The organism is Dickeya ananatis (assembly GCF_019464615.1).
GTDB lineage: Bacteria > Pseudomonadota > Gammaproteobacteria > Enterobacterales > Enterobacteriaceae > Dickeya > Dickeya oryzae.
The window spans coordinates 1,162,889-1,185,436 of sequence record NZ_CP040816.1; the positions used below are offsets into that span (position 1 = coordinate 1,162,889).

At 48.2% G+C, this 22,548-nt stretch carries 14 protein-coding genes; 4 read left to right on the forward strand and 10 right to left on the reverse strand.

The window, feature by feature from the left end; all coding sequences use genetic code 11:
- Positions 1 to 25: 25 nt before the first annotated feature.
- Positions 26 to 856, forward strand: coding sequence for a uroporphyrinogen-III C-methyltransferase (gene cobA, locus FGI04_RS05020; RefSeq protein ID WP_038916503.1), 831 nt, complete (start codon positions 26 to 28; stop codon positions 854 to 856).
- Positions 857 to 901: 45 nt separating this feature from the next.
- Here cobA and FGI04_RS05025 read toward each other — a convergent pair whose 3' ends face one another.
- The 3 genes from FGI04_RS05025 to FGI04_RS05035 form a co-directional block, all read right to left on the reverse strand.
- Entirely contained in the window at positions 902 to 1,447 is a 546-nt protein-coding gene (locus FGI04_RS05025) for an NADPH-dependent FMN reductase (protein WP_342701264.1), read from the reverse strand.
- Positions 1,448 to 1,743: 296 nt separating this feature from the next.
- Complete coding sequence (locus FGI04_RS05030; RefSeq protein ID WP_342701261.1) at positions 1,744 to 2,520, reverse strand: transporter substrate-binding domain-containing protein; 777 nt, start codon at positions 2,518 to 2,520, stop codon at positions 1,744 to 1,746.
- Positions 2,521 to 2,708: 188 nt separating this feature from the next.
- Positions 2,709 to 3,884, reverse strand: coding sequence for a pyridoxal phosphate-dependent aminotransferase (locus FGI04_RS05035; protein ID WP_342701260.1), 1,176 nt, complete (start codon positions 3,882 to 3,884; stop codon positions 2,709 to 2,711).
- A 329-nt stretch (positions 3,885 to 4,213) separates the two neighbouring features.
- Here FGI04_RS05035 and FGI04_RS05040 point away from each other — a divergent pair, with 329 nt between their 5' ends.
- A complete protein-coding gene (locus FGI04_RS05040) occupies positions 4,214 to 5,098 on the forward strand; it encodes a LysR family transcriptional regulator (protein ID WP_407336380.1) in 885 nt (294 codons plus the stop codon).
- On the opposite strand, the gene FGI04_RS05045 is transcribed toward FGI04_RS05040, so the two are convergent.
- On the reverse strand, positions 5,089 to 6,105 hold the full coding sequence (locus tag FGI04_RS05045; protein WP_407336381.1) for a S66 family peptidase: 1,017 nt from the start codon (positions 6,103 to 6,105) through the stop codon (positions 5,089 to 5,091). The two genes, FGI04_RS05040 and FGI04_RS05045, sit on opposite strands and share 10 nt — an antisense overlap.
- A gap of 388 nt (positions 6,106 to 6,493) precedes the next feature.
- Between FGI04_RS05045 and FGI04_RS05050 the strand changes: the two genes are divergently transcribed.
- A complete protein-coding gene (locus FGI04_RS05050; protein ID WP_407336382.1) occupies positions 6,494 to 8,104 on the forward strand; it encodes a methyl-accepting chemotaxis protein in 1,611 nt (536 codons plus the stop codon).
- Here FGI04_RS05050 and ggt read toward each other — a convergent pair.
- Entirely contained in the window at positions 8,098 to 9,861 is a 1,764-nt protein-coding gene (gene ggt / locus FGI04_RS05055; RefSeq protein ID WP_342701256.1) for a gamma-glutamyltransferase, read from the reverse strand. The genes FGI04_RS05050 and ggt overlap by 7 nt on opposite strands.
- Before the next feature lie 231 nt (positions 9,862 to 10,092).
- Positions 10,093 to 11,355, reverse strand: coding sequence for a glycosyltransferase (locus FGI04_RS05060; RefSeq protein ID WP_407321562.1), 1,263 nt, complete (start codon positions 11,353 to 11,355; stop codon positions 10,093 to 10,095).
- A 493-nt stretch (positions 11,356 to 11,848) separates the two neighbouring features.
- Here FGI04_RS05060 and FGI04_RS05065 point away from each other — a divergent pair, with 493 nt between their 5' ends.
- The gene (locus FGI04_RS05065; protein WP_407336383.1) at positions 11,849 to 12,052 is read left to right on the forward strand and encodes a hypothetical protein; all 204 of its coding nucleotides are present in this window, start codon (positions 11,849 to 11,851) and stop codon (positions 12,050 to 12,052) included.
- Positions 12,053 to 12,080: 28 nt separating this feature from the next.
- Here the strand turns inward: FGI04_RS05065 and FGI04_RS05070 are convergent, their stop codons facing one another.
- The 4 genes from FGI04_RS05070 to FGI04_RS05085 all read right to left on the reverse strand — a co-directional run bounded on the left by FGI04_RS05070 (position 12,081) and on the right by FGI04_RS05085 (position 22,379).
- Positions 12,081 to 13,814: a UvrD-helicase domain-containing protein gene (locus tag FGI04_RS05070; RefSeq protein WP_342698818.1), complete on the reverse strand. Its 1,734-nt coding sequence runs from the start codon at positions 13,812 to 13,814 to the stop codon at positions 12,081 to 12,083.
- Positions 13,807 to 15,879, reverse strand: coding sequence for an ATP-dependent nuclease (locus FGI04_RS05075; RefSeq protein WP_342698819.1), 2,073 nt, complete (start codon positions 15,877 to 15,879; stop codon positions 13,807 to 13,809). The genes FGI04_RS05070 and FGI04_RS05075 overlap by 8 nt, the downstream gene beginning before the upstream one ends.
- Positions 15,880 to 16,016: 137 nt before the next feature.
- A complete protein-coding gene (locus FGI04_RS05080) occupies positions 16,017 to 18,473 on the reverse strand; it encodes a hypothetical protein (RefSeq protein ID WP_407273225.1) in 2,457 nt (818 codons plus the stop codon).
- Between the two features lie 3 nt (positions 18,474 to 18,476).
- Positions 18,477 to 22,379, reverse strand: a complete 3,903-nt coding sequence (locus FGI04_RS05085; RefSeq protein WP_342698821.1) for a hypothetical protein — start codon at positions 22,377 to 22,379, stop codon at positions 18,477 to 18,479.
- Positions 22,380 to 22,548 lie beyond the last annotated feature (169 nt).

Here is a 22,548-nt window from a genome sequence, read left to right on the forward strand (position 1 = left end):
CGCGCCCGGAAAAAGGAGTCATCCTATGAACCTTACTCTGAATACGCTGATGGCGCAGGGCCATCAACGCCAGCCGTTGCTGGCAGGCGATGTCTGGCTGGTGGGTGCCGGTCCGGGCGATGCCGAATTATTGACTATCAAGGCGCTGCGAGTGATTCAGCAGGCAGATGTGGTCGTGCATGACCGGCTGGTTTCGGCCGATATTATGGCGTTAGTAGCGCGTGACACCTTGCGCATTGATGTCGGTAAACAGCAGGGCAACCACGCACTGCCGCAACCGCAAATCAATCAGCTGTTGATGGAGTTGGCGCAAGCCGGGCAGCGTGTCGTGCGCTTAAAAGGCGGCGATCCGTTTATTTTCGGGCGTGGCGGTGAGGAAATGGATTACCTGCATCAACAGGGTGTGCGTTGCCATGTTGTACCGGGGATTACTGCTGCGACCGGCTGTGCGGCGGCGGTGGGGTTGCCGCTGACGCACCGGGATTGTGCTCAATCGGTACGGTTTATTACCGGTCATGCTCGCGACGGCGAGCCGCAACTGGACTGGGAAACCCTGGGGGCAGGCCAGCAAACACTGGTGTTTTATATGGGGTTGAGTCATGCCAGCCGCCTGTGCCAGAAGTTAATAGCACACGGCCTGCCTGCCAGTACACCGCTGGCGATTATTGAACGCGGCACACAGCCGGAGCAACGCGTGATGACTGCGACGCTTGCGACCTTGCCCGCACTGATGGCGCGTTATCAGCCGCAATCGCCCAGCTTATTAGTGGTCGGCGAAGTGGTACGGTTTTGTCGTCACCCGGCACTGACGGTGGCTAGCGAAGCGATGATGAAAGTGGGAACGGTGGCGGCATAAGCGACTGCCGCCCGACAGTGGGCGGTAGCCTGATGAAAGGATGTGTTATCTTCTGAGTCCAATCTCATCGACAAGCGCATTCATTTGCTCGGCAATCAGAACGGTAATGTTTTCATCTTTCAGGTTGCCCTGATCGTCAAAGCCACCAGCAAAGGCGTTAGCGAAAACTTCCGGCTTGTTCAGCACATGAACATTCAGATAGACGCAACTCTGGCGCAAATGATACTGCGCCCGCGAGGTACCCATACCGCCGCCTGCGCCCATTAATGCTGCCGGTTTACCGCTCAGAATGGTGGTATCCGGCAGGCGGGATAACCAGTCCAGAATATTTTTCAGCGCCGGTGCCATAGAATAGTTGTATTCGGTACAGGCAAACACAAAGCCATCCGCCTCACTGGCCTGACGGGCGATGCGCTGCACGGATTCCGGTACCTCAGTCAAATCAGCGTTATAAAACGGTACATCCAGAAGGTCGGCAATTTCCAGCGTGGCATAAGCGGGCAGTACCGACTGCGCGGCACGCAACAATCCCCGGTTGGCAGAGGCTTTACGCAGGCTGCCACCAATACCTAACAATTTGATTTGATTCATGGTGTTGTCCTTTTTGTGTGAAAAAAATCACCAGGATAACGTCGGCGCGCATCGCGTCATCGTTTTCCCTGACTCGTCATAGCATAGAGCGTGGGGGGAAAATTGCCATTGAGTCGTGTGGACTATTGCGTGAGGATATTGGCGTTTTTGTACTTTACTCTGAAGATATTAGGCACCGTAATAGCGGTCCATGAGCGCGGTTTATCGTCTTTAAATGCCACAAAGCCCGCATCATCGGATGCGGGCTTTGTCATGTTATAGCTGTCTTTCAGTGCATGAGTCGGTGATAACAACCGTTATTGCACTCGTACGTCGAAACCGGGGAAGTATTGTTTTGCCAGTTTCTCGACGGTGCCGTCGTCTTTCACTTGTTTGATAGCCTTGTCCAGTTCGGCTTTCAAGGCCTCATCACCTTTACGCAGGCCAAAACCGATGCCGCTGCCCAGAATCGAGGTGTCTTCTACCGGCCCGCCGATAAAGGCGAAGCCTTTGCCTTCCGGTTTATCCAGGAAACCGGACTGGCCTGCTGCTGCCATCACCAGCGTACCATCCAGACGGCCTGCTGCCAGATCGTCGTATGCCAGGTTTTGATCTTTATAGCTTGTCACTGTCACGCCTTTCGGCTCCCAATGCGCCTTGGCGTACACTTCCTGAATCGAACCCTGCAACACACCGATATTTTTGCCTTTCAGCGCTTCGGCTGTCGGGGCCAGACCGGTATTGGGTTTGCCGACTAATTGTGTCGGAATACGGTAGATAGGCTGGGTGAAGTCGATCGCTTCTTTACGTTTTTCCGTGATGTTCATGGCGGAGTTGATAGCGTCAAATTTCTTGGCCTGCAGTGCCGGGATCAGGGCATCAAAGGAGGTTTCTACCCAACTGCACGAAAAGTGACCGGCTTTACAAATGGCGTTGCCCAGATCGATATCGAACCCTTCCAGTTGCCCTTTGGCGTTTTTACTCTCAAACGGTGGGTATTCCGCTTCCAGACCGAAACGCAATTCAGTTTGCGCCAGTGCAACGGAAGAAGACAACAACCCCAGTGACAACATCAGTATGCTTAGTTTTTTCATAGTGGGAACGATCTCCGGTGAATCATCAATCAGTAGTATTATCAATAAGTAATATTTAAATCGCCATCATCAAACAGCAGTAATCTTCAGGTGCCAGTCAGGTACTGCTGTCTCTCTTTTCATCACACCGTTGTTCCATACAGCTGTATTGCACACAGCATGGCGCACGGCTGGTACGTTATGGCCGATTAACGGCGTGAGCCTGTTACCTGACACAAGGCTTTTGCGCCCGCCAGTAGCGTAGCGTCATCTTTAGAGAAGGAAAGACGAATTAATTTATTATCCGTACCATCGGTGTAAAACGCCGAGAGCGGAATAGTCGCCACGCCGTGCTCGACAATCAGTCGTTTGACGATATCGCTGTCGCTCTCATCGCTGAAATGCGCGAAGCTGGCCAGCATGAAGAAGGAACCAGCGGAAGGCAGCAGCTCAAAGGGACTATCCTGCAACGCTTGCGTGAGCAGATCGCGTTTTTGTTGATAGAACTGCCCCAACGACAGATAAGTAGTGGGGTCCGCCATGTACTCGGCAAAGGCATACTGCATCGGTGTGTCGGCGGAGAACATCATAAACTGGTGGATTTTGAGGATCTCATCCATCAGCGCTGCCGGGGCCAGACAGTAACCGACGCGCCAGCCGGTGACGTGAAACGTCTTGCCAAACGATGAGACAATCACACTGCGCGCCGCCAGCTCGCTGTGGGTTGCCATGCTGTGGTGTTGTTGTCCGTCAAAGACTACGTGTTCGTAGACTTCATCAGACAGGATCACGATATCGGTGTTGCGCGTCAGGCGTGCCAGTTGCGCCAGATCACCGGCACTCAGCACCTGACCACTCGGGTTATGGGGCGAGTTGATGATAATCATGCGGGTGCGTGACGTGATAGCCGCCTGCACTTCATCCCAATCAATGCTAAAACCCGGTAACGCCAGTTTCAGTGCAACCGGTGTCGCGCCTTGCAGCCGCACAATTGGCGCGTAGCTGTCAAAGGAGGGTTCGAAATAAATGACCTCATCGCCCGGGTGTACCAACGCAGAAATAGCGGAGTAGAGCCCTTCGCTGGCGCTGGCGGTGATGGTTACTTCTTGCCCGGCGTCATAATGCTGGCCGTACAAGCGCCGCACTTTTTCTGCCACGACCTCTTTGAGCGATACCAGCCCAGACATCGATGCGTACTGGTTATGGCCTGCGGTCATGGCGCGCGTCACCCCGGCGATCAACTCGGGAGAGCAGGGAAAACTGGGTGCGCCTTGTGACAGGTTGATGGCGTTATGCTGGCTGGATAACTGGCCAATGACGGTGAAGATGGTGGTTCCTACATCCGGCAATTTGGAACTGAAGCGCACCGGGGTGTGAATCGGCATACGTGATCTCCGTGGGTTGCCGTTAATACGCAGTACGTTAAAACGTAATAAATGAATAACTATTCATGCATTAGACGTTGCCGGTAGTAGTACCACAATCGAATTGTTGTCATAATAGCTATGAGAAAAACGCATGGCTTGAGACCATTCTGGGGGATATCATCCTCTTTCAGCGATAAGTGGCTGTGATGACAAGCCGCATGTCTGATGAAATAAGCGGCCATTAGTGCCAGTAATGCAGGATGAATAGGGCAATGGTAGTGCCGTTCTTTTTGCATAGTTATGTAATCAATTTACTTATGGCTACCGGTTAAAGGGCATTGCTGAACATGAATAAACGTATTCCACCGCTCAATGCACTACACGCGTTTGTGGTCACCGCTCGCCATCTCAATTTCACCCGGGCGGCAGAGGAACTGTTTGTGACCCAGGGAGCGGTAAGCCGCCAAATCGCTTCACTGGAAGCGTGGCTGGGGTTTGCACTGTTTCAGCGCCATGCGCGCGGCTTGCGGCTCACCCCGCAGGGCAACCAGTTACTGCCAGAAGTCCGTGAGGTGTTCGAGCAACTGTTTCGGGTCACCGATCAGGTGCGTGAAGGGCGCTCTATCCGCATGAAAGCGCCGACCTGCGCCATGCGCTGGCTGGTGTCGCACCTGATGCTGCTGGAGCAGTCGCGGCCGGATATTCATGTTGCCTTGACCACCACCACTGAACACGGGGTCGATTTTCGCCATGAGGACTTCGATGTGGCGGTGGTGTTTGCGCCACATACCGCGCCAGTGCAACACGACGGCAAACTGTTCGACGAGGTACTCTCGCCAGTGCTGGCACCACACTTGTTGTCCGCCGGGCAGACGACACTGATGCCGGAACAACTGTCCCGGCTGACGTTACTGCATCCCACCCAGGATCAGCGCGACTGGAAATTGTGGCTAAAAACGCAGGGCATCAGCGAGCAGATGATGCGTCGCCATCAGCAGTTCGATACGATGGATTTAGCGATCAGTGCCGCGATTCAAGGGTTTGGGATTGCGATTGCCGATGTGACGCTGGTAGCGGAAGATCTCCGCCGCCAGCGGTTGGTGATGCCCTTCAGCGGCACGGTAAGGACAGGGGCAGCCTATTATCTGGCGCACCGACCCGGCACTCAGCCGGAATGGCTAACGGATTTTCTCACCAGCTTCACCGCGTGTTTATCGATGGATCAAGGCTGATGCAGCCAGGGTTCACACAGCCTGACCTGGCCTGCGTCGAAATCAACGCTGACCTGTACCCCGAGTGGCATTGTTAACATCGGGTGGGTATGGCAGCAGTCAAAATTCGCCAGTACCGGCAGTGGTTGTCCATTGAGCACCTCGCGCAATACGGCTAACGAATCACGGCCGCTGCCCTTGTCATCGAACAATTCGTGTTTACCTAAGATCACTGCGGCGACCCGGTCAAACACGCCGCAGAGTTTCAGGTGCGCAAAGGCGCGCTCTACGGTGGCGATGTCTTTCAGCGAGTCTTCCAGCAGCAGAATGTCGCCCTCATTAATTTTCGGCATAAACGAACTGCCCCAGATCCCGGCCATGGTGTTGAGATTGCCACCGATAAGCCGCCCCTGATACGAACCGTTCCCCTCAAAACGCCACTGATTGGGCCGGGTGGTTTTGGCTCGTGACTGCTGGTTCCAGTCCACCCGTTCGTCGGTCCAGTGTGATGGCGGAGTGTATGTTTGGCTGGGCTGCGCTGTACCGGTCAGTGCAACGAAACTGGAAAAGGTCTCGTTTACTAACGGTGGGAATTCGCCGAACGAGGCCACCAGTGCAGGGCCGTAAAACGTCACCAATCCGGTACGGGCATAAATACCCAATAATAACGCAGTCACATCGGAGTAACCGATGATGATTTTTGGGTCCCGGCGCAGTGCGTCATAGTCGAGATAGGGCAGCAGTGCGTTGCTGTTGTTACCTCCGATAGTCGACATGATGCAGCGTACCGCCGGATCGCGAATCAGCGTATTCAGTTCGTCAGCACGAGCGGCAATACTGCCGGAACGGTAGTAATCGCTTTTACCGGTTAGCGAACCGGCACGCAGGCGGTAACCGTGCTGTTGGAGAAAGGCTTTCGCCCGCTCAAAACGGGTCGGCGCGAAGTGCGTTGCCGGCGAAGAAGGAGAGAAAAAACCGATGGTGTCACCTGGACGCAACGGTGGGGGCAGTAACAGGGTATGCGACATGAATTCCTTTCTCCGAACAGGTGCCATAAGGGTGGCTATCAATCATAAGCGTTTCTTTTTAATTGCCGATCACTATAAAAAATAATTTCCGACGTTTTTTATAAATGGCGGCCTTCAATAACATAAGTAACATTTACCGTGCTGAAAAGCGGTAATAGCTATGCAATTCTGCTTGTGAAACGCCATTCCATTCTATTTTATCAGCCGGGTGCGAAAATTGATAACCTTCTGTCATTACAAGGTTTTATATATAGTTCATCCCTTGTTTTCGCGTCATCTCGCAGGAAAACATTCCCCAGACCTGATAAGTACGGGATAGCCGTATGGTCAATTATGGTCAATGAAGACATAACAACAGACGACATTACACAGCACAGGCTTTGCAACAATGAAAATTTCGACACGATTATGGAGTTTCACCGGGATGCTATCGTTGGGCATCCTGATCATGGGGGCTATTGGCATGTTTACCGCAGAAAAAGCCAATCAATCGCTTAAGACCGTGTATGAAGACCGCACGGTGGTACTGGCCCAACTGGAAAAGATGGAATGGCTGATGCAGCGTAACCGGATATTGCTGATGGATATGCTGTTATTACCGAATGCGGCGAATAAACAGCAACGCGTTGATGAGCTCAATCAGAATACGACCCGGATCGATCAGGTGTGGCGTGAGTACCGTGCGACATATTTGACACCGGATGAAACGCGTCTGGCGGATCAGTTTGCTGAGAATTTGCAACGCTATAACCGCGAAGGGATACAGCCTACCGACTCGGCAATCCGTGCCGGACAAATGGAACAGGCAATTCGTCTCTACGACAACAACGTCAGTCCGATGGAAAAACAAAGTCATGCCGTACTCAGCCAACTGGTGACGTTGCAGGTTGATGTGGCTAAAGAGGAATACACCCAATCTGTGCAGCGCTACCAGTGGTTAAAAACGCTGGCTATTCTGGCGGTGCTGGCCGGTATTAGCGGCGCGGTGATATTTGGCTGGTTGATGGTGCGTGGCATCGTCCGCAGCCTGCTGCAGGCACAATCGGCCGCCGAAGCAGTTGCGAATGGCGATTTAACCTATCCGATCACCGTCCGTGGGCGTGATGAAATTACTGTCGTACTCAATACGTTGTCGCATATGCAGGAAAGTCTGGGGCGTATTGTCACGCAGGTACGTCATGGCGCTGAATCGGTGAGGATGGCCAGCGGTGAAATAGCGCACGGCAACCATGACTTGTCCGCACGTACGGAATCCCAGGCTAGCGCACTGGAGCAGACGGCCGCGTCAATGGAGCAGTTATCCGCAACGGTGAAACAGAATGCGGATAACGCCCGTCAGGCAAATCAACTGGCCCAGACGGCCAGTCAGGTGGCGGAGCAGGGCGGAAGCGTGGTCACTCAGGTGGTAGAGACCATGAGGGAGATCAATGATAGCGCCCACCGTATCGCCGACATCATCAGCGTGATCGATGGTATCGCGTTTCAAACCAACATCCTGGCGCTGAATGCGGCGGTGGAAGCGGCCCGTGCCGGAGAGCAAGGTCGTGGGTTCTCGGTGGTGGCGGGTGAGGTACGGGCGCTGGCGCAGCGTAGCGCAGAGTCAGCCCGTGAGATCAAGGCACTGATTTCCAGCAGTGTCGAGCGCATCGAAAACGGCAGTACGCTGGCTGATAAAGCCGGTAGTACCATGCATGATGTGGTCAATAGTATCCGCCGGGTGACCGATATTATGGGTGAGATCAGTTCAGCCAGCCATGAACAAAGTAGTGGTGTATCGCAGATTGGCGATGCTGTCGTGAGCATGGAACGCACTACCCAACAAAACGCGGCTCTGGTCGAAGAGATGGCGGCGGCCGCGGGAAGTTTGAGTGGTCAGGCGGAAGAATTGGTGCAGGCAGTAGGGGTATTTCGACTCTCGGAGCGGGCACCCGGTTCGGTACCGGACACCCGTAGTGTAGAACGGGCTGCAGAACAAGCGTGGTTACCGGGTTATCAGTAACCGATAGCGGCGCCGGCGGGTCGGCGTGAATCGTTGGCGCCGTACAGATACCCTTCACGGACTTTGCCAGACACGGCTGAGTCGTTGCCGGAGTTAGCGGGGATGACCCCTTCCACACCGGGCAGACCGACCATGATAAGCTCGGTGGCACCCCAGGGGGTCTGTTCCACCATCTTATAGCCGCGTTCTTTTAGCAGCTTGAGGGTATCGGCAGACAGGCCGCGTTGTTCGTAGTACACCTCATCGGGTAACCACTGGTGGTGGATGCGTGGTGCATCCACCGCTTCTTGCGGCAGCATGCTGAAATCGAGAATATTCAGCGCGCTTTGCAGCGTAATGCTGATAATCCGTGACCCACCCGGCGAACCCAGTACCAGGAAGATTTTGCCGTCTTTAGTCACCAGTGACGGGCTCATTGATGACAGCGGGCGTTTACCCGGTGCAATGGCGTTGCGTTCTCCTTGTACCAGACCATACAGGTTCTTCTCACCGACCTTGACGGTAAAGTCATCCATCTCGTCGTTCAGGAAGAAACCAGTGCCGGGAGCGATAACGACCGCACCGAAGCGACCGTTCACCGTATAAGTGGTAGAGACGGCATTCCCCAGATTATCGACGATCGAGTAATGGGTGGTTTCCGGTTTTTCATGCGGCTCCATGCCGGGTTTGACCTGTTCAGACGGCGTGGCGTTGGTCTCGTCGATTTTTTTGCGGATTTGAGCAGCATAGTCTTTGCTCAACAGTCGCTCCGTAGGGTTTTTAACGAATGCCGGGTCGCCCAGATAGGTGTTGCGGTCCATGTAAGCGTGTCGCATGGCTTCGGTCATCACATGGATAGCTTGCGCCGAGTTAAATCCCATACTCTTAAGGTCGTAACCTTCGAGAATATTGAGCGTTTCACACATCGTGATCCCACCGGAGCTGGGCGGTGGTGATGAGATGAACTGATAACCGCGATAGCTACAGGTGATGGGTTTGGTTTCCGTCACCCGGTAGTCGGCGAAATCGGCAGCCGTCAGGATACCGCCGCCTTTTTTGGCAGCCTCCTCGATAACCTGAGGAAGGGTGCCATGGTAGAACGCATCAGGGCCTTTATCGGATATCGCCTGTAATGTGTTGGCTAAATCAGTCTGTATCAGTCGGTCGCCTGGTTGTAAGGCGGAGCCGTCCGGGCGCAGAAAAATGCGTGCGGACTCGGGGTCTTGCTTAAACCGTTTGACGGTCGTGTCAAGGATGTCGGTATCGCCGCGAGTCAAAATAAAGCCCTCTCGTGCCAGCTTGATAGCCGGTGCCATGACCTGCGCACGAGTCAGCTTGCCGTATTTTTCGCGGGCCGTTTCCAGCCCCAGTACCGTACCGGGAACACCCGCTGCCAGATAGCCATACAGACTGGCATCCTTTTTAACGTTGCCGTTCGCATCCAGATACATATTAGCGGACGCAGCGGCAGGTGCCGTTTCACGGAAGTTGATAAACGTATCCTGACCATCCGCCAGATGGATTGTCATAAACCCACCACCGCCGATGTTGCCGCAGCAAGGATTGACGACAGCCTGTGCGTAGCCGACCGCTACCGCCGCATCAATGGCGTTTCCCCCCATTTTCAGAATATCGACACCGACTTGTGATGCGAGGTGCTGTGAGGTGACCACCATACCGTTTTTCGCTTCCACAGCCGGTATGGAAACTGCGTGGACTGCACCGCTGACCAGTAACGCCGTCAGACTTAACGGTAGCAGCCATTTTCCCGATGCCATAAAACCCCCTTGTAACCGGATTGATGTTGTTGTCTTTACGTACCGTTGTGATTGTGTCTCTGTAATGCATGCCGCGTGCCACTTTACCTCTGAACACCATGCCGTTTTCAGTGTAGCGGCGACGGCATGCAATACACGGAAAATCATCAGAAATGTTACCGATTTGTGATGTCTTCGCCTGATAAGGTGTAAGTCCGAAGGTGTATCAGTAGAGCATGACCCGAAGAGGGATTAACCTGGGGATGAATGGGACTTTGCGGTATGCCTGGCATAGGCATCGCATACCGTTGTGACAATTTGCTCACCGATAACCGGCCCGGGAAGGCACTGCTGGCGAATGCGCTGACAATTTGCGGCGATCTCGGGGTCGTCCAGTAGCTGGCATAACGTATCTTCGAACCTGCCGATATCGTCGTCTTTAAGCCAGGCACCACACTTCATGGCCGTCACCCGACGCGCGTTGTCGAATTGATCGAAGGCACTGGGGATCACCAATTGAGGAATACCGGCGGCGAAGGATTGCGCCATCGTACCAATACCGCCGTGATGGATAATCGCGGCACACTGATGCAAATAGCGGTTCAGATTGATATGGGGCTCGATACGAATACCGGTATCGTTTGCTAAGTCATCATTGGGTTTGCCAACGATTAAGCATTGATAACCACGTCGGCGGATTTTTTTTACCAGAGAAACCATCAATGCCTGTTTGCTACTGAGTGCCCAACTCGGCATAAACATTATGGTAGGCCCCTGTGCAATAAACCGCGCCAGAGAGTCATCCTCGTGGTTATCCAGCAGGTTAAACAATGGAAACCCTACCTGGCGGATATGTGGCGGCCAGTCTGGCAAGGGTGAGGCAAACCATTCCGGAAACAGACACAGTAACGTCGAGTCCGTACGATGTGCCCAGGAGGTCAGTACCCGTTCGATTTTCGGTAATCGCAGTTGATTTCTGAAGCTATTGATAAAAGGCGCCAGTGTTCTGTCAACCAGGTATTTCTCGGCGAGATGCAAAAACAGACGGCGCAGGCTAATCGGTAACCGACGTCCCCAGGCCAGTTGGCGGTGATAGGGAGGATCGTAACTGGAGATAAATGTTGATGGCGTGACGCGCACCGGGATAACACAGCAGCCGCGCGTTTCGCTGAACATTTTGGCGGAGAACGACCAGAGCGAGGTGAGGATGACCGAGGTGCTGTCGACCCACGGTTCCAGCGCATCATAAGCGGCTTGTTGTTGGGCATTCATATACTGAACCATTTCATTGAATGCGGATTTTTGATTCCATAAGCGCTGTGAGTTAACGGCGCGTAAATATTCCTCACTGCTACCAACCGGGATAAACTGCAATCCTCTTTCTTTTGCCGTTTTTTCAAAATAAGGATTGGTACAAAGGTAAACTTCCAGTCCGGCATTCTTTAATGCTTCACCTATTATAATGAATGGATAAACATCTCCGGCAGATCCCAGCGTGGATAAAAATATCCTCATGACTCCCTCCTGTGTGCACCAGAGTTCTCTGGTGTAATTTCATCCTTATGATTTATTACGGTAATTAATGGCAGTGTAGAAAATAACGTATTAGCTGGCATTCATTGCCTATGATTCCTTACCTGATGTATATGCGGCACTGAAGGTATGATGTCTTACCGCTCTTTTTGCATAAGATTGTGATAGTCAACATCGGCTGGCTGGTAGCGTGTTATCGCGAGTATAGGGGAGGGGGTATAAGTCTGTACAGGCCTTATTCCTGGGACGGTTTATTTATTTTTTGTATCGAAGTTTATTCGAATAAGAAAATAAAATAAGCAGCAAGAAAATAACAATGATTGATTGTCACATTGGTTTTTTTATTATAAATAGATAATTAATGTTGCTTAGTTAACATGGGCTGATTATCACGGTTTATTAGACTGAACATTAATCACTATCTGATTTCATATCTGATTAATGCATCCACGATGATGAAGCTGGGCATGACAGTATGGCGATGGCATACGGGGCATTGGGCCGCACAAAGAAAAACGCCTCGCAGTTCTTTATGAATTGCAAGGCGTTGAATTTGGCTCCTCTGACTGGGATCGCCATAGCCATTAACTGGCTGTTTGATAAGCTAAAACAAAAAATTGAATTTGTCAAGACCACTAAACTGACCACCTTTTTACTACGCAACATGTGGCATATTTAAGCACTACTCTCAGGGACTCAGGCACCAATTACGGTGCCGTCATAATACTATCCGTTCCAAACCAATTTCCAAGTGTTGCCAGTGCCGCAGGTGACAAGACCTGGGTAAACAAGATCGCAAGACGCTTTTTGGGTCTGGAACAAGCGACGTAAAACAAATTTCGGTTTCGTTCAAATGAGTCTTGCTTATCGACTGGAATCGTTTGGGCTCCAGCGAATTCCAACATTTCTCCGAAGTTATACTGGTTCCACCCACGCCCAACAACAACCAGGACATTCTCAAATTCAGCACCTTTCACACCATGTTTAGTTTCGAATGGAGAATATCCATCAAGATAACGGCGAAGTGATCTGATCTCCGAATAGGGAATATTTTTCAGCTTTTCAAGTTCTTTTAATCTTCGGGGCATTTCAACATCAGCCGTTCTGTCAAAATGGAGTAACTCCTGCTCAAATTTTTCAACCTTATCTGGAAGTCTTGGCTTCCGTTGAGCACGGATGAACTCAATTACGTCGCCAATTGTACCGGTTTCGCGGAGAGCAAGAAGTTGCGTCATTACATCGTGCCAACTCATCTTATCTGAATGCCTACGCAACAGTGGTGTAATACCGCCAAGCGCATTAAACATCTCTCCATACTTACGAGCGGTAAAGGCATCACAGGCGGGTTCCAGTTTGTCTACAAAAAAGGCTATATGTTCATGTTCCTTTTTCGTGAAGGATTCATTGTATTTAAACGCTGCCACTATATTTGAATAGCCCTGCTGATTGGCTAAAAGTCGATGGGTCAACATGAGAATTTTGGTGTGATTGGGAGAAAAGACCCAACCATCCTGCTCCAACGTTGTTTTAACTCGTTCCAGAGTAGCCTGGCCTTCACTTAATGGTAAATCACCACTCCAGTGCACGCCTTTTTGACGAACTCCTTGCCAATTGTTTGTATGGAAAACGCGTACTAAACCTGTAGCTTCGGGATCTTTAACACACTGCGGTAGCTCAGGTCTCATACGGTTGAGGGCATCAACAATTATCTTGTCCGAACGAAAATTGGCTTCTTTACCTATTTCAACCACGTCCTTATGTTCCAGCTTTCCACATCCACCACCATAGATTTTTTGCCAATGGTCGCCGAAAAAACCAAATAAAGGTGCTCTAGCTTGTCCAAGAAAATGCCGTTTAATTGCCTCAATCCAATTTTTATCAGTGTCCTGGTACTCATCGACCAGAATAATTGGAAAGCGTTCTGCAATCACTCTACGGAATTTTTCGTGCTCCATGAGTGAGATAGTTAAAGAAAGAACATCGTCATGATGAAGAGTTATACGATGGTCGCGAATAGAGCGATGTCCAAGATTATACTCAACACTACGATTCCCAAGGCTTCCACCAACTTCTTCGAGCTTTTCTGTCCATGTTGGCATTGTTTCAATCAGTTCTCTCAACGGTTTTTGAAAGCTGCTAATTAACGACCAACAGAACGCATGATTGGTATCACAAAAAACGATGGGGCTTCGATCTGTTCGCGCGACGATTTCATCCTTCGCCACGTTAGTAAAGGTGATGCAGGCAATTTGCTGGCTACGTTTTTCAAATAAATCCTTATTTCGCTCAATCAAGAATCGAAGTGCCTTAATAAGGGAATACGTTTTACCCGCACCAGCGCCTGCTTCCAGCCGGAAGCTTCGTCCTTCACTGAGGCAAGCATACATAGATTCCAAAGCTCGCTGGCTAGCAGCTTCGGCGGGCGAATGGATCTCAGACATCAGCGCTGGCTCCTTCTTCAATGCTAGTTGTGGCCTCTACAACCTGCGCCAATACTGGATCTTGTGTCATAGGCTCATTGCTGCCAGCTAACCAGCGAATTCCATCGACTATGTATTTGGGGGCGTTCCATTCTGTCTCTGTAATCGCGTATTTCAATGCAAATTCTGATTTTTTCCACTCAGCCGCTTTATCACGGGCTTCTATTTCCAGTTCCTGAGTATTTCTCCCTACCAGCCCGAATAGAGCCGAATTTGCAAGGATAAATGCATCTTCGAATGTGCGTCCGCAGGGGCCATCTGTCACTTCTGCACATTGATAGGCAATACGGTTTCCATTACGAGCTTTATCATCGTCACTCCTGGCAATCAAACCAGCTAATGTGAAAGGGGTATCTTCAGAGAACCATGCTTTCAAACAAGCATTACTGGAATATGTACCAAGATGAACAGCACATGCCTGACCTCCTGATCTTAGGACTGCGTCCAGATCTGTTATGATCAGACTCTGAAGCTCAAGAAACGCTAATAACTCGAAGAACAAATGAGCGTAAGCACCGCCGACTTCCATCACCGTTGCGTACTGGCTCGACAGCTTCGGTCCCCCTGGTTCGGCTGATTCTAGTTTTTTGATGATGACGGGAAGCAATAATCGCTCGCTTAACCCCTCGACGAGAATCGCTTTATCTGCGAAAAACAGATCACAACGTGTCAACGTCATGTATTGGTGAAGGAATTTTTTATCTTCAATTGGAATATGATTCAGTCCTTTACGCAGATCTTTAATTTTGGTTTGTCGGACACCTTCCTGAGTCCCCTGTGCTGGAGCTCCCAGAAAATAGCGAATACTCTCGAAACCAGCCGCATTGGCAATGTGAGACGAGTGTGTAGACACGACAAATTGTACAGGCCAGGGTCTCCTGTCCTCGGTGCCATCCACCAGTTGTTGTGCAATTTTGGCAAGTTGACGAATAAAAACCTCCTGCATTTGTGGATGCAGATGGGCTTCTGGTTCTTCAATGAATATCAGGTGTACACCCGGCTCAGTAACTTCGGCACAAAATGCTTTATAGAAACCAGCTAATTGCAAGAGAATAAATATCAGATTACGTGTACCAAGACCGTTATATGATTCCGGTAATGCGATTCCGCTATAACCTGAATAGCGAACTTTCGTGAAGTTTGATAGCAACTTGCTAACATCGAGCAATGTTTCAGTATGTAACTCCTGTCCTCCCAATCCCGGGTATCCAAAAGTTTCTAGTGCCGGAATCAGACTGTTGAGCTGGTTTCCGAAATTTGTGTCAATTTGAGTCTGAATGTCCTGAACCGCACCTTTCAATGCATTCGCAATTTGTTTATCAGCCGCTCCCGCAGATGCCGAAGAGGCCGTTGCGAAAAGATTTTCAACCGTTTTAGCCAGTACATCGGATTCTCGGGACGTCACATCATCAAGTCCTCGCTGAGCGTTGATAAATCCCGATTTGACCAGACCGCGCAATGCACCAGGTGGTAACTCGCGACGATTATCAGGATCGTTGGGATCTTCAGCCCATATTTTCACACAGAAATTATTAGGGATACGTTCTCGCAATATACGGAGGAAAGCGAGGCGGTCTTCTCTGGAAAGTGGCATTTCAGTCTGACTTTCGAGAAATTGTGTCAGTTGGCCATCTTTCAATTCGTATCGGACTACTGCCTGCGCTTCAGAACACGCAGGATCCAAATCGATAACAAAGGGACTCAATGGACCTAATTGAGGTTGTGCAGGGTCGTATTGGAATTTCAGTCGAAGTTCAATGGCGGGAATAAGTTCTCGAACGAGATGATCTTCCATGCCTTCCTTAAGTGCTTCCAGAGCATCACAAAAACGGTCGTAACAGGAACTGGAAAAGTCTTCAAGTTGGAAAGTAGCACTACCATCTGCTAAGAATCTGCGTATTATTTCTGAGAGTGATGTTTTTCCGCTGTTGTTTCGTCCAACAATGACTGTCGTCTGTTCCTCCAATACAAGCTCTGCATCAGCTAAAAGACGGAAGTTTTTAATTTCGACCTGATGAATGTGCATATGTCCCTCATGATCTCTTTATAGTCTATCGATAAATCTGATGTTATTGCTCTGCCTATAATTTTCATTCTTGCGATTGCGTTGCTATGCAAAATGTACCTCAGGCCACATTTATTCCTGAGGTATGTTTTGGCATCTCACTCGGTCAAAAAAGCCTCACGAACATCATCCGGTTGAGGTTGGCACTCTTTCCATCGTCGAATAAGCGTTGCTACACAGGGATTACCCGCCAGTTGATTCATTCTGACCCAGTCAACATCCACTAATCCAGCCAGAAGTTCAGGATTCAGTTCCCCTTGTAATGGGTGCCACTGGCGAATACTGGGCTGGCGCTGAATTTGAGGTTGAAGGGGAGCCAAACTCCCGACGATAACGTAATTTTGTTCTGGATCATGCCAGAGTCGTGTAATGCCAGGTATGTTTTTCAACCAGTTTCGCGGATCACCTAAAGGTAAATCAAAAACACGAGAGAGTAACTTATTCCATGACGCTATTAATGACGAACTGGCTTTCTTTGCCAATTTTTTCTCACCTGCCAGGAGTGCATTTTTTCTTTCTGGCCATTTGGAAAAAATATAACTTTTTAAAATATCGTAGGTAACATTAAGTTCATTATTGCAATAATACTCACGCAAAGCACAATTCCACAACTCACACAGCAAGTCTAGTTCACGCATGAGTGTATTTTTATTGGTATCTGATAATTCACCTTCCTCATTAAGTTGCGCTATATAAAAAGACAGTATCTCTGTATCTGGTAAGAGCCAGTGGTTTAGTGAGAATTGCTGACTTTGAGTATCAAGAACAGTCATTAATGCATCTAAATTCTCAGGAATCATATTAGGGGTATCGTATTTCGGATCCTGAAGAAGAATGGATATTTCTTCCATTCTATGAATAATTATTGTCAATCTCTGAGCAAATCTGGTTAATTTATCTTCACTGCTGCCAAAACCTTGCGCTATTGATTCAGGTCGATAAGCGTAAGGCCATTTTTTATTTAAGAGAGTAAGAAGAGCCTCGACAGAGGTATCAAACAGTTTCAGCCTTTCATCGCAGGCTTTAACTAAATCCGGGCAAGAAGGATTAAAAGGTAAAATTACTGGGCGGTCTTGTTCAGCGGTGAATAAATATCCTTCGGTGATAACCAATAGGTCATGAGTCAGTAAGTCTTTCTGCTCTGTCAGGCTTGTACTGATTCTTGTTTCTTTGCAAAGTAAAAGATGCTTCAACGCAAGTTCTTTGTACGCAACTTCGGCATTACGCGCCAATGCATCAAGACAGGTCTTTTTCTCAAAATCTTGAATGGTATAGTCGTAATAGCAAGAATCTATCGCAGGGATGAGTCGGGTAGTCCCATCGGGAGTATCCTGCTCAATCAATAAATTATCAACAACAGAATCACCACTAAGATCAAACGGATTAACGTTGATATGCTGGCACGCAATTTTAGTTCTTAGATTCTGAGTTAACGGATAGCAGTCATCAATTATACCACGGATCTGATCTAACAAAACAAGTATGCATATAGAGCTATCTTTTCCCAATTTTTCAAATGATGAGGGTTCTGAATCCGGTAATAATTCCAGTTGTACATCAGGATACTTTTTGTTCAACACCTTTTGTATCTGCGTCACTATCTGTTGTGGGGGAATATTTCGCGAAAAACGTAAATCAAGTACTTTAATTTCGGCGTTAAGCTGTACGCCGGGAAATTTTGCCCTCTCAGTCGTTTTGAATTTAGTCTTAAGCGGCAGTGGACGCAACTGGAGAACAACAGCGGTTAATGTAAAACCAAAAATTTTGGCTTGTTCAATAAATTCATTTTGTACGGGTTTAAGGATCCATGGCCAACTATTTCTTAACGCATCAGGCGAAGAGAGATCAATAAAGGGACGAAGCTTACGCTTATTCTTTTTTTTAGGTATTTCCTGATAAGCCTGAAATTTTTGCTTTGTTGATTTTTCAGGCTTCCAGCGAACCAGCACTTTATTTTTGTCATACACCCACAGTGCCTGAGAGGTGGTTGAAAATTCGCTTTTCATATCCACAGGTCGTAGTGGCACATTTTCATAAAATAAAACGACTTCTGTTGTATCTTTATCACTTCTTTGCTGAGTTCGGCAGTCCAGACTAATGGCATTGATACCGCAACTGGTTTTACTTTTCCAGGCATCTGTCTGTAGTAGCGGTCGGCCTAATGAGTGGCTACCCTTGCAATGAGAACCAAATGCAGAGATTTTACGCATGATAAGACGAATCCATATGGGATTAAGCGAGGACTCGTACTTTATCCTTTCTGGTGAGATGATTATGCCATCGGCATTTTTAATAACAGGAGGAGTATCCTGTTCTGAATCAACCGCAACGAATAATCCAAATTGCTCTTTATAGGTGCGCATCAGATAAGGATGATATCGATCACCTAATTCACTATCAATATGATTTTCCCACTGCTTCCAGCGATAACTTTTGCTTAATGGATAATGGTACACAATCAGCTTTTCAGCTTTCTCCTGGTCAATCTCACTGTCCCGATAAATCATATGAGAAAGGGGAAGTGTGCGGGTTACTTCGTCTTTATAGTTCATCATAAATTATGCCCTTTCATGAATATTCTGGTAGATCATGGTAGTAAGATTTTCAAACCCCGGTGTAACTGATGAAACTGTGTCGGGAGTAATACACCCGCCGAGAATGAGAATATCTGCATGATAAAGATCCTGAATCGGAATTAACTGACTTGAAAATCCCAGCAACTGACAATCAGAATGGGGAGCCACGAAATTAGCGATAACAAGTTTGACGTTGTCTCCCTCAATCGCACGTATTTTTGCTAATTTGCTACTTAATCCAAGAGGAGTTTGATTCGGGTCAGTGCCAGACGCCAGCCATTGCTGATATTCTTCATCCGCTTTGTCGAGGGTATCCTGTCCCCAAAATTTCGCATCTATGCGGTAGTCTGAGTTTTTTACACTAAAATCATACAGTTCGAAAATTCGATGGTCGCTTACCTGAGTCGTAGTAATAATTTTATAACGCTCATGAAGTAGTGCCCGAATAGCCTCTTCACCCAAGCGCCCCATAAGTAGACGTTGTACGATCAGTGGGTGGAAGGCGTAATGTTCTTCCAGATCGTTAGCGTAAGGCATTAAAGATGTTCTGTACCCTTTACGGTTAAACCAGTCAGTAATGTCCGAATGACGCTGGATATACTGATACAGCATCTGAGGATTGTACTTACGCCGTCCTTCTGCTGCTTCCTCGAAAAACTGCCAAGTCTGAGGGGAATACCAGATTTCTCCACAATTAAATGCAGATTCTGGTTTTTTAAAACAAGCCCACTTGTACAGTTCAAGATCAATACCAAAGTCATTATGTCCTGGTTTCCAGGCAAGATCGTGTTGAAGTATCGCTTTACCTAATTGTCTCCAGAGTTGCGTAACATCATTTCTGGGTGTTGATTGCTCTCGCAACAATCGTATGGCCGGAACCAGTCGTTTATCGATATAATCCAAAACCAGTTTACCCGGTTGTGTCGGTATCATTATCAGGTTAAGGAAATTGTCCTGCATTTTTTCATCACGTTCCCGTAAAATATCCAGTAACTGGCGATTGAGCGCAGAAAGCTGACGACGGTTCGATGTATAAACAGACAATGAAGCAAAGCGCGAAAGGTCTTTTGCCAGTTCAGAATCAAGATGGATTTCAGCATTGGGGACTTCACACCAGGCTCGTTCAATACGACCGACCTGTTGCTGCACATTAGCTGCCGTATTTTTTATGTAATCACTGGTTCTCTTATATTCGCCGTTTAATCGGGAAATCTCATATTTTCGGTTCATCATTAAAGGAAGAATGAAGCGTTGATGCTGCTGACGAGAAATTTCACCAGCACGGAGCAGTTTTTCCAGATTGCGTAACTGGAAACCCGCATGCGCCATATCATCATTGCTTTCTGCATTGGCCTGAAAAGCGGAAAAATAATAATGCCGTGATTCCAGCAAATATAAACAGGTCAGATCCATATTTTTGCCAGATTCAGGCAGGCTGAAATCCAGATTCACACCATTCGTCGCAGAGGCGGTCTGAGTCAGCACAATGACAATACGCCGGGATGCAAATGCGGCCTGATAAGCATCACTAAAGCCCTTTTTCTTCTGACATTCTGCGGTTAACAGACAAATCAGCGCAGGCTCATTATGTATGCTCACTGGGATAAACACATCAGCAAAATTTTTTAGTAGAGGATCATCAGATAAGGGTTGTTCCATTTTTAACCATGCGAGGCATTCTCTACTTTGCGTTGCTATTACAGTGGTAAGCCATTTTCTTAAATAGGCTATGGAATTCACGAAAGCAAGATGCCCCCGGTGTTGAGGCCTTTTTCCCGCAAGATCCAATACATTAAGCAATTTTAGCAGTATATTTTTTCGATATTCTGATTCGAAATCCGATGAGGGGTCATCGCCATTCTGGAAAAAATCGGGGGCTAGCGAAGCGAGCAGATCAACACAATGCGGGCTATTCTTTATGCTATTGAAATCTTGAATCTCAGCATTCAGTCGTGTGTTTCTGATATTTTCTTTGCTATTATTGATCTCTTCAATAGCTAAATACTGCAACTGGAAATCATCAGCCGTCTGGACATAAGGTATCGGTTCTTTAAACCACTCGACAGGTCGTTTTTCAAAAGTTGTTCCCAGAAAACTTTGTGTAACAGCAGGGTTGCGCGATTCTGCAATATAACGAAGCGCTGAATTAATCCACCGGACATCGAAGTGATTGCAGGCTCTTTCAATATATGACGTAGCCGACAGTGCAAAGACAAGATTACGACTGGCGAGAGAAAGCAGCAGACCTTCTGCCGTCGTGGGCAGAAAGGCACGTTTGATCTGTATCCGTAACGGATCGATATCCGTATCTGAGACATTCTGTTTCAGCAACCAGTTGGTCAAGCCAAAAATACTGGCATGAGTATTGGGTAAAATATTACTTTTCCTTAATTCCCGTAGTTCCGGCAGGTCAGTACGCGGTAACAGAAATCGGGACATATTGGGCAGGGTTGAGCCGTAGTATGATGGCCTGTAATCATTAACGGGGTCGAACAGAAGTCGGGTTAACTTTTTAATGTATTCATACGCTTCATCTTCACTGGCAGTCAGGTCAGTCAACATCAGGCTAAACTGTCGAATGAATTTCTCCATCAAGCGTAAAAAATCACTGATGTCGATAGTCTGATCGCTATCCTGAAGCGGAGAGTCTGGCCTGATAATTTCGTAGCCGTGTTCCGCTTTTCGCATAATAAGCCGTTCACTAGTCACCAGTTGATCGGAACGAAATAAGTAATGCTCACCAAAGGGTTTATTATCCAGATATTGCTGAAGAGGAATAACCAGCGATCGGGCATGTGTTAAATCGATATGTTTTTCTGTTAATGCGCTATCCAGATCATTAATAAATTTTTCTAGACGTTCACGGATCATTGGTGCAGGTTCCGTTTCAACATACTGCATACGTTGCAGTAATCTGCGCCCCCCATCAAGCAACTGACCCAAACATTCAGGAGGCTCCTGAACCCATTGCGCCTGTGCCAGATATTCTTGTAGTACCTCAGCCTGGTAATCAAATTCATCGATGAAAATGATGTAATTACGCAGCTCTTTGCTGGACATTTTTACTTTGCGCCGTCCATCGTAAAACGATGAAACCATCTTTTGAGTCGTCATGATCAGCAGATGTTGCTTTTCGTCATGCCAGACAATGGCGGGCAGAATGCGCCTGACCCAGACGTGGCGACGGAAATCTGCAACTCGTTGCCTGGCTGCCTGCGTGAGTTCATGTTCTTCGCCATATTTTTCTTTTTGTTTCTTGGCTTCTTTTTCCAGTAATCTGATATTCTGAATCAGAGTTATCTCCACCGCTGCGCATGATTTGATTAATGACTCTTTTTCACTGGCGATGGCCGTCTGAAAACGCGTCGGATATCCTTTCAGCGATTTGTTAATATGCAGTATATTTTTGCAATTTCTACGCAATTTGTCGGCGATATCCTGACTGGCAAACAAATTTCTGTCTTCCAGGATATTGATGGAGTCAAATGGATCGGGAAGTGAGTCTGCGGAAATATTATTCTCATGAGGCAAGGGGGTGGCCTCGATGGCAGAAACGATCTGTTCATCTTGTGCATAGAGCACGCTGACGGTGAATGGTTCCCCGTTACTGTCTTTATGCACTGCCGTTTTCTCATAAATATCGTGCAAAATATTCCAGCGATGGGTAACCAGAATGGCTTGAGAGCCTGATTTTTTTATCGTCTCCAGCGCCGGGAGAGCGTTATCGGCATAGCCAGAGCGGTAGAGTGAGCTGGTTTTTCCGCTACCCGTTGGTCCCTGAAGTTGGCAAAACCCAGCAATACGTTTCACTGCCTTAGATTTTTTCGCCTGAGATAACGTATATTCGATAACGGCATTATAGGAACGTAATAACGGGATATTCACATGTCACCTCATCTATATCGACTTTTCGACGACTAATATTTCAACAACTTATGTTACGCCGTTCGAATAGCATTACAATGCTTATGGTAGATTTTTCTTTATAAAACAATGCACATTGCGCATTCTGTAACATAATGATGAGTCAGAATGTTACATTGTTGCTGTATGC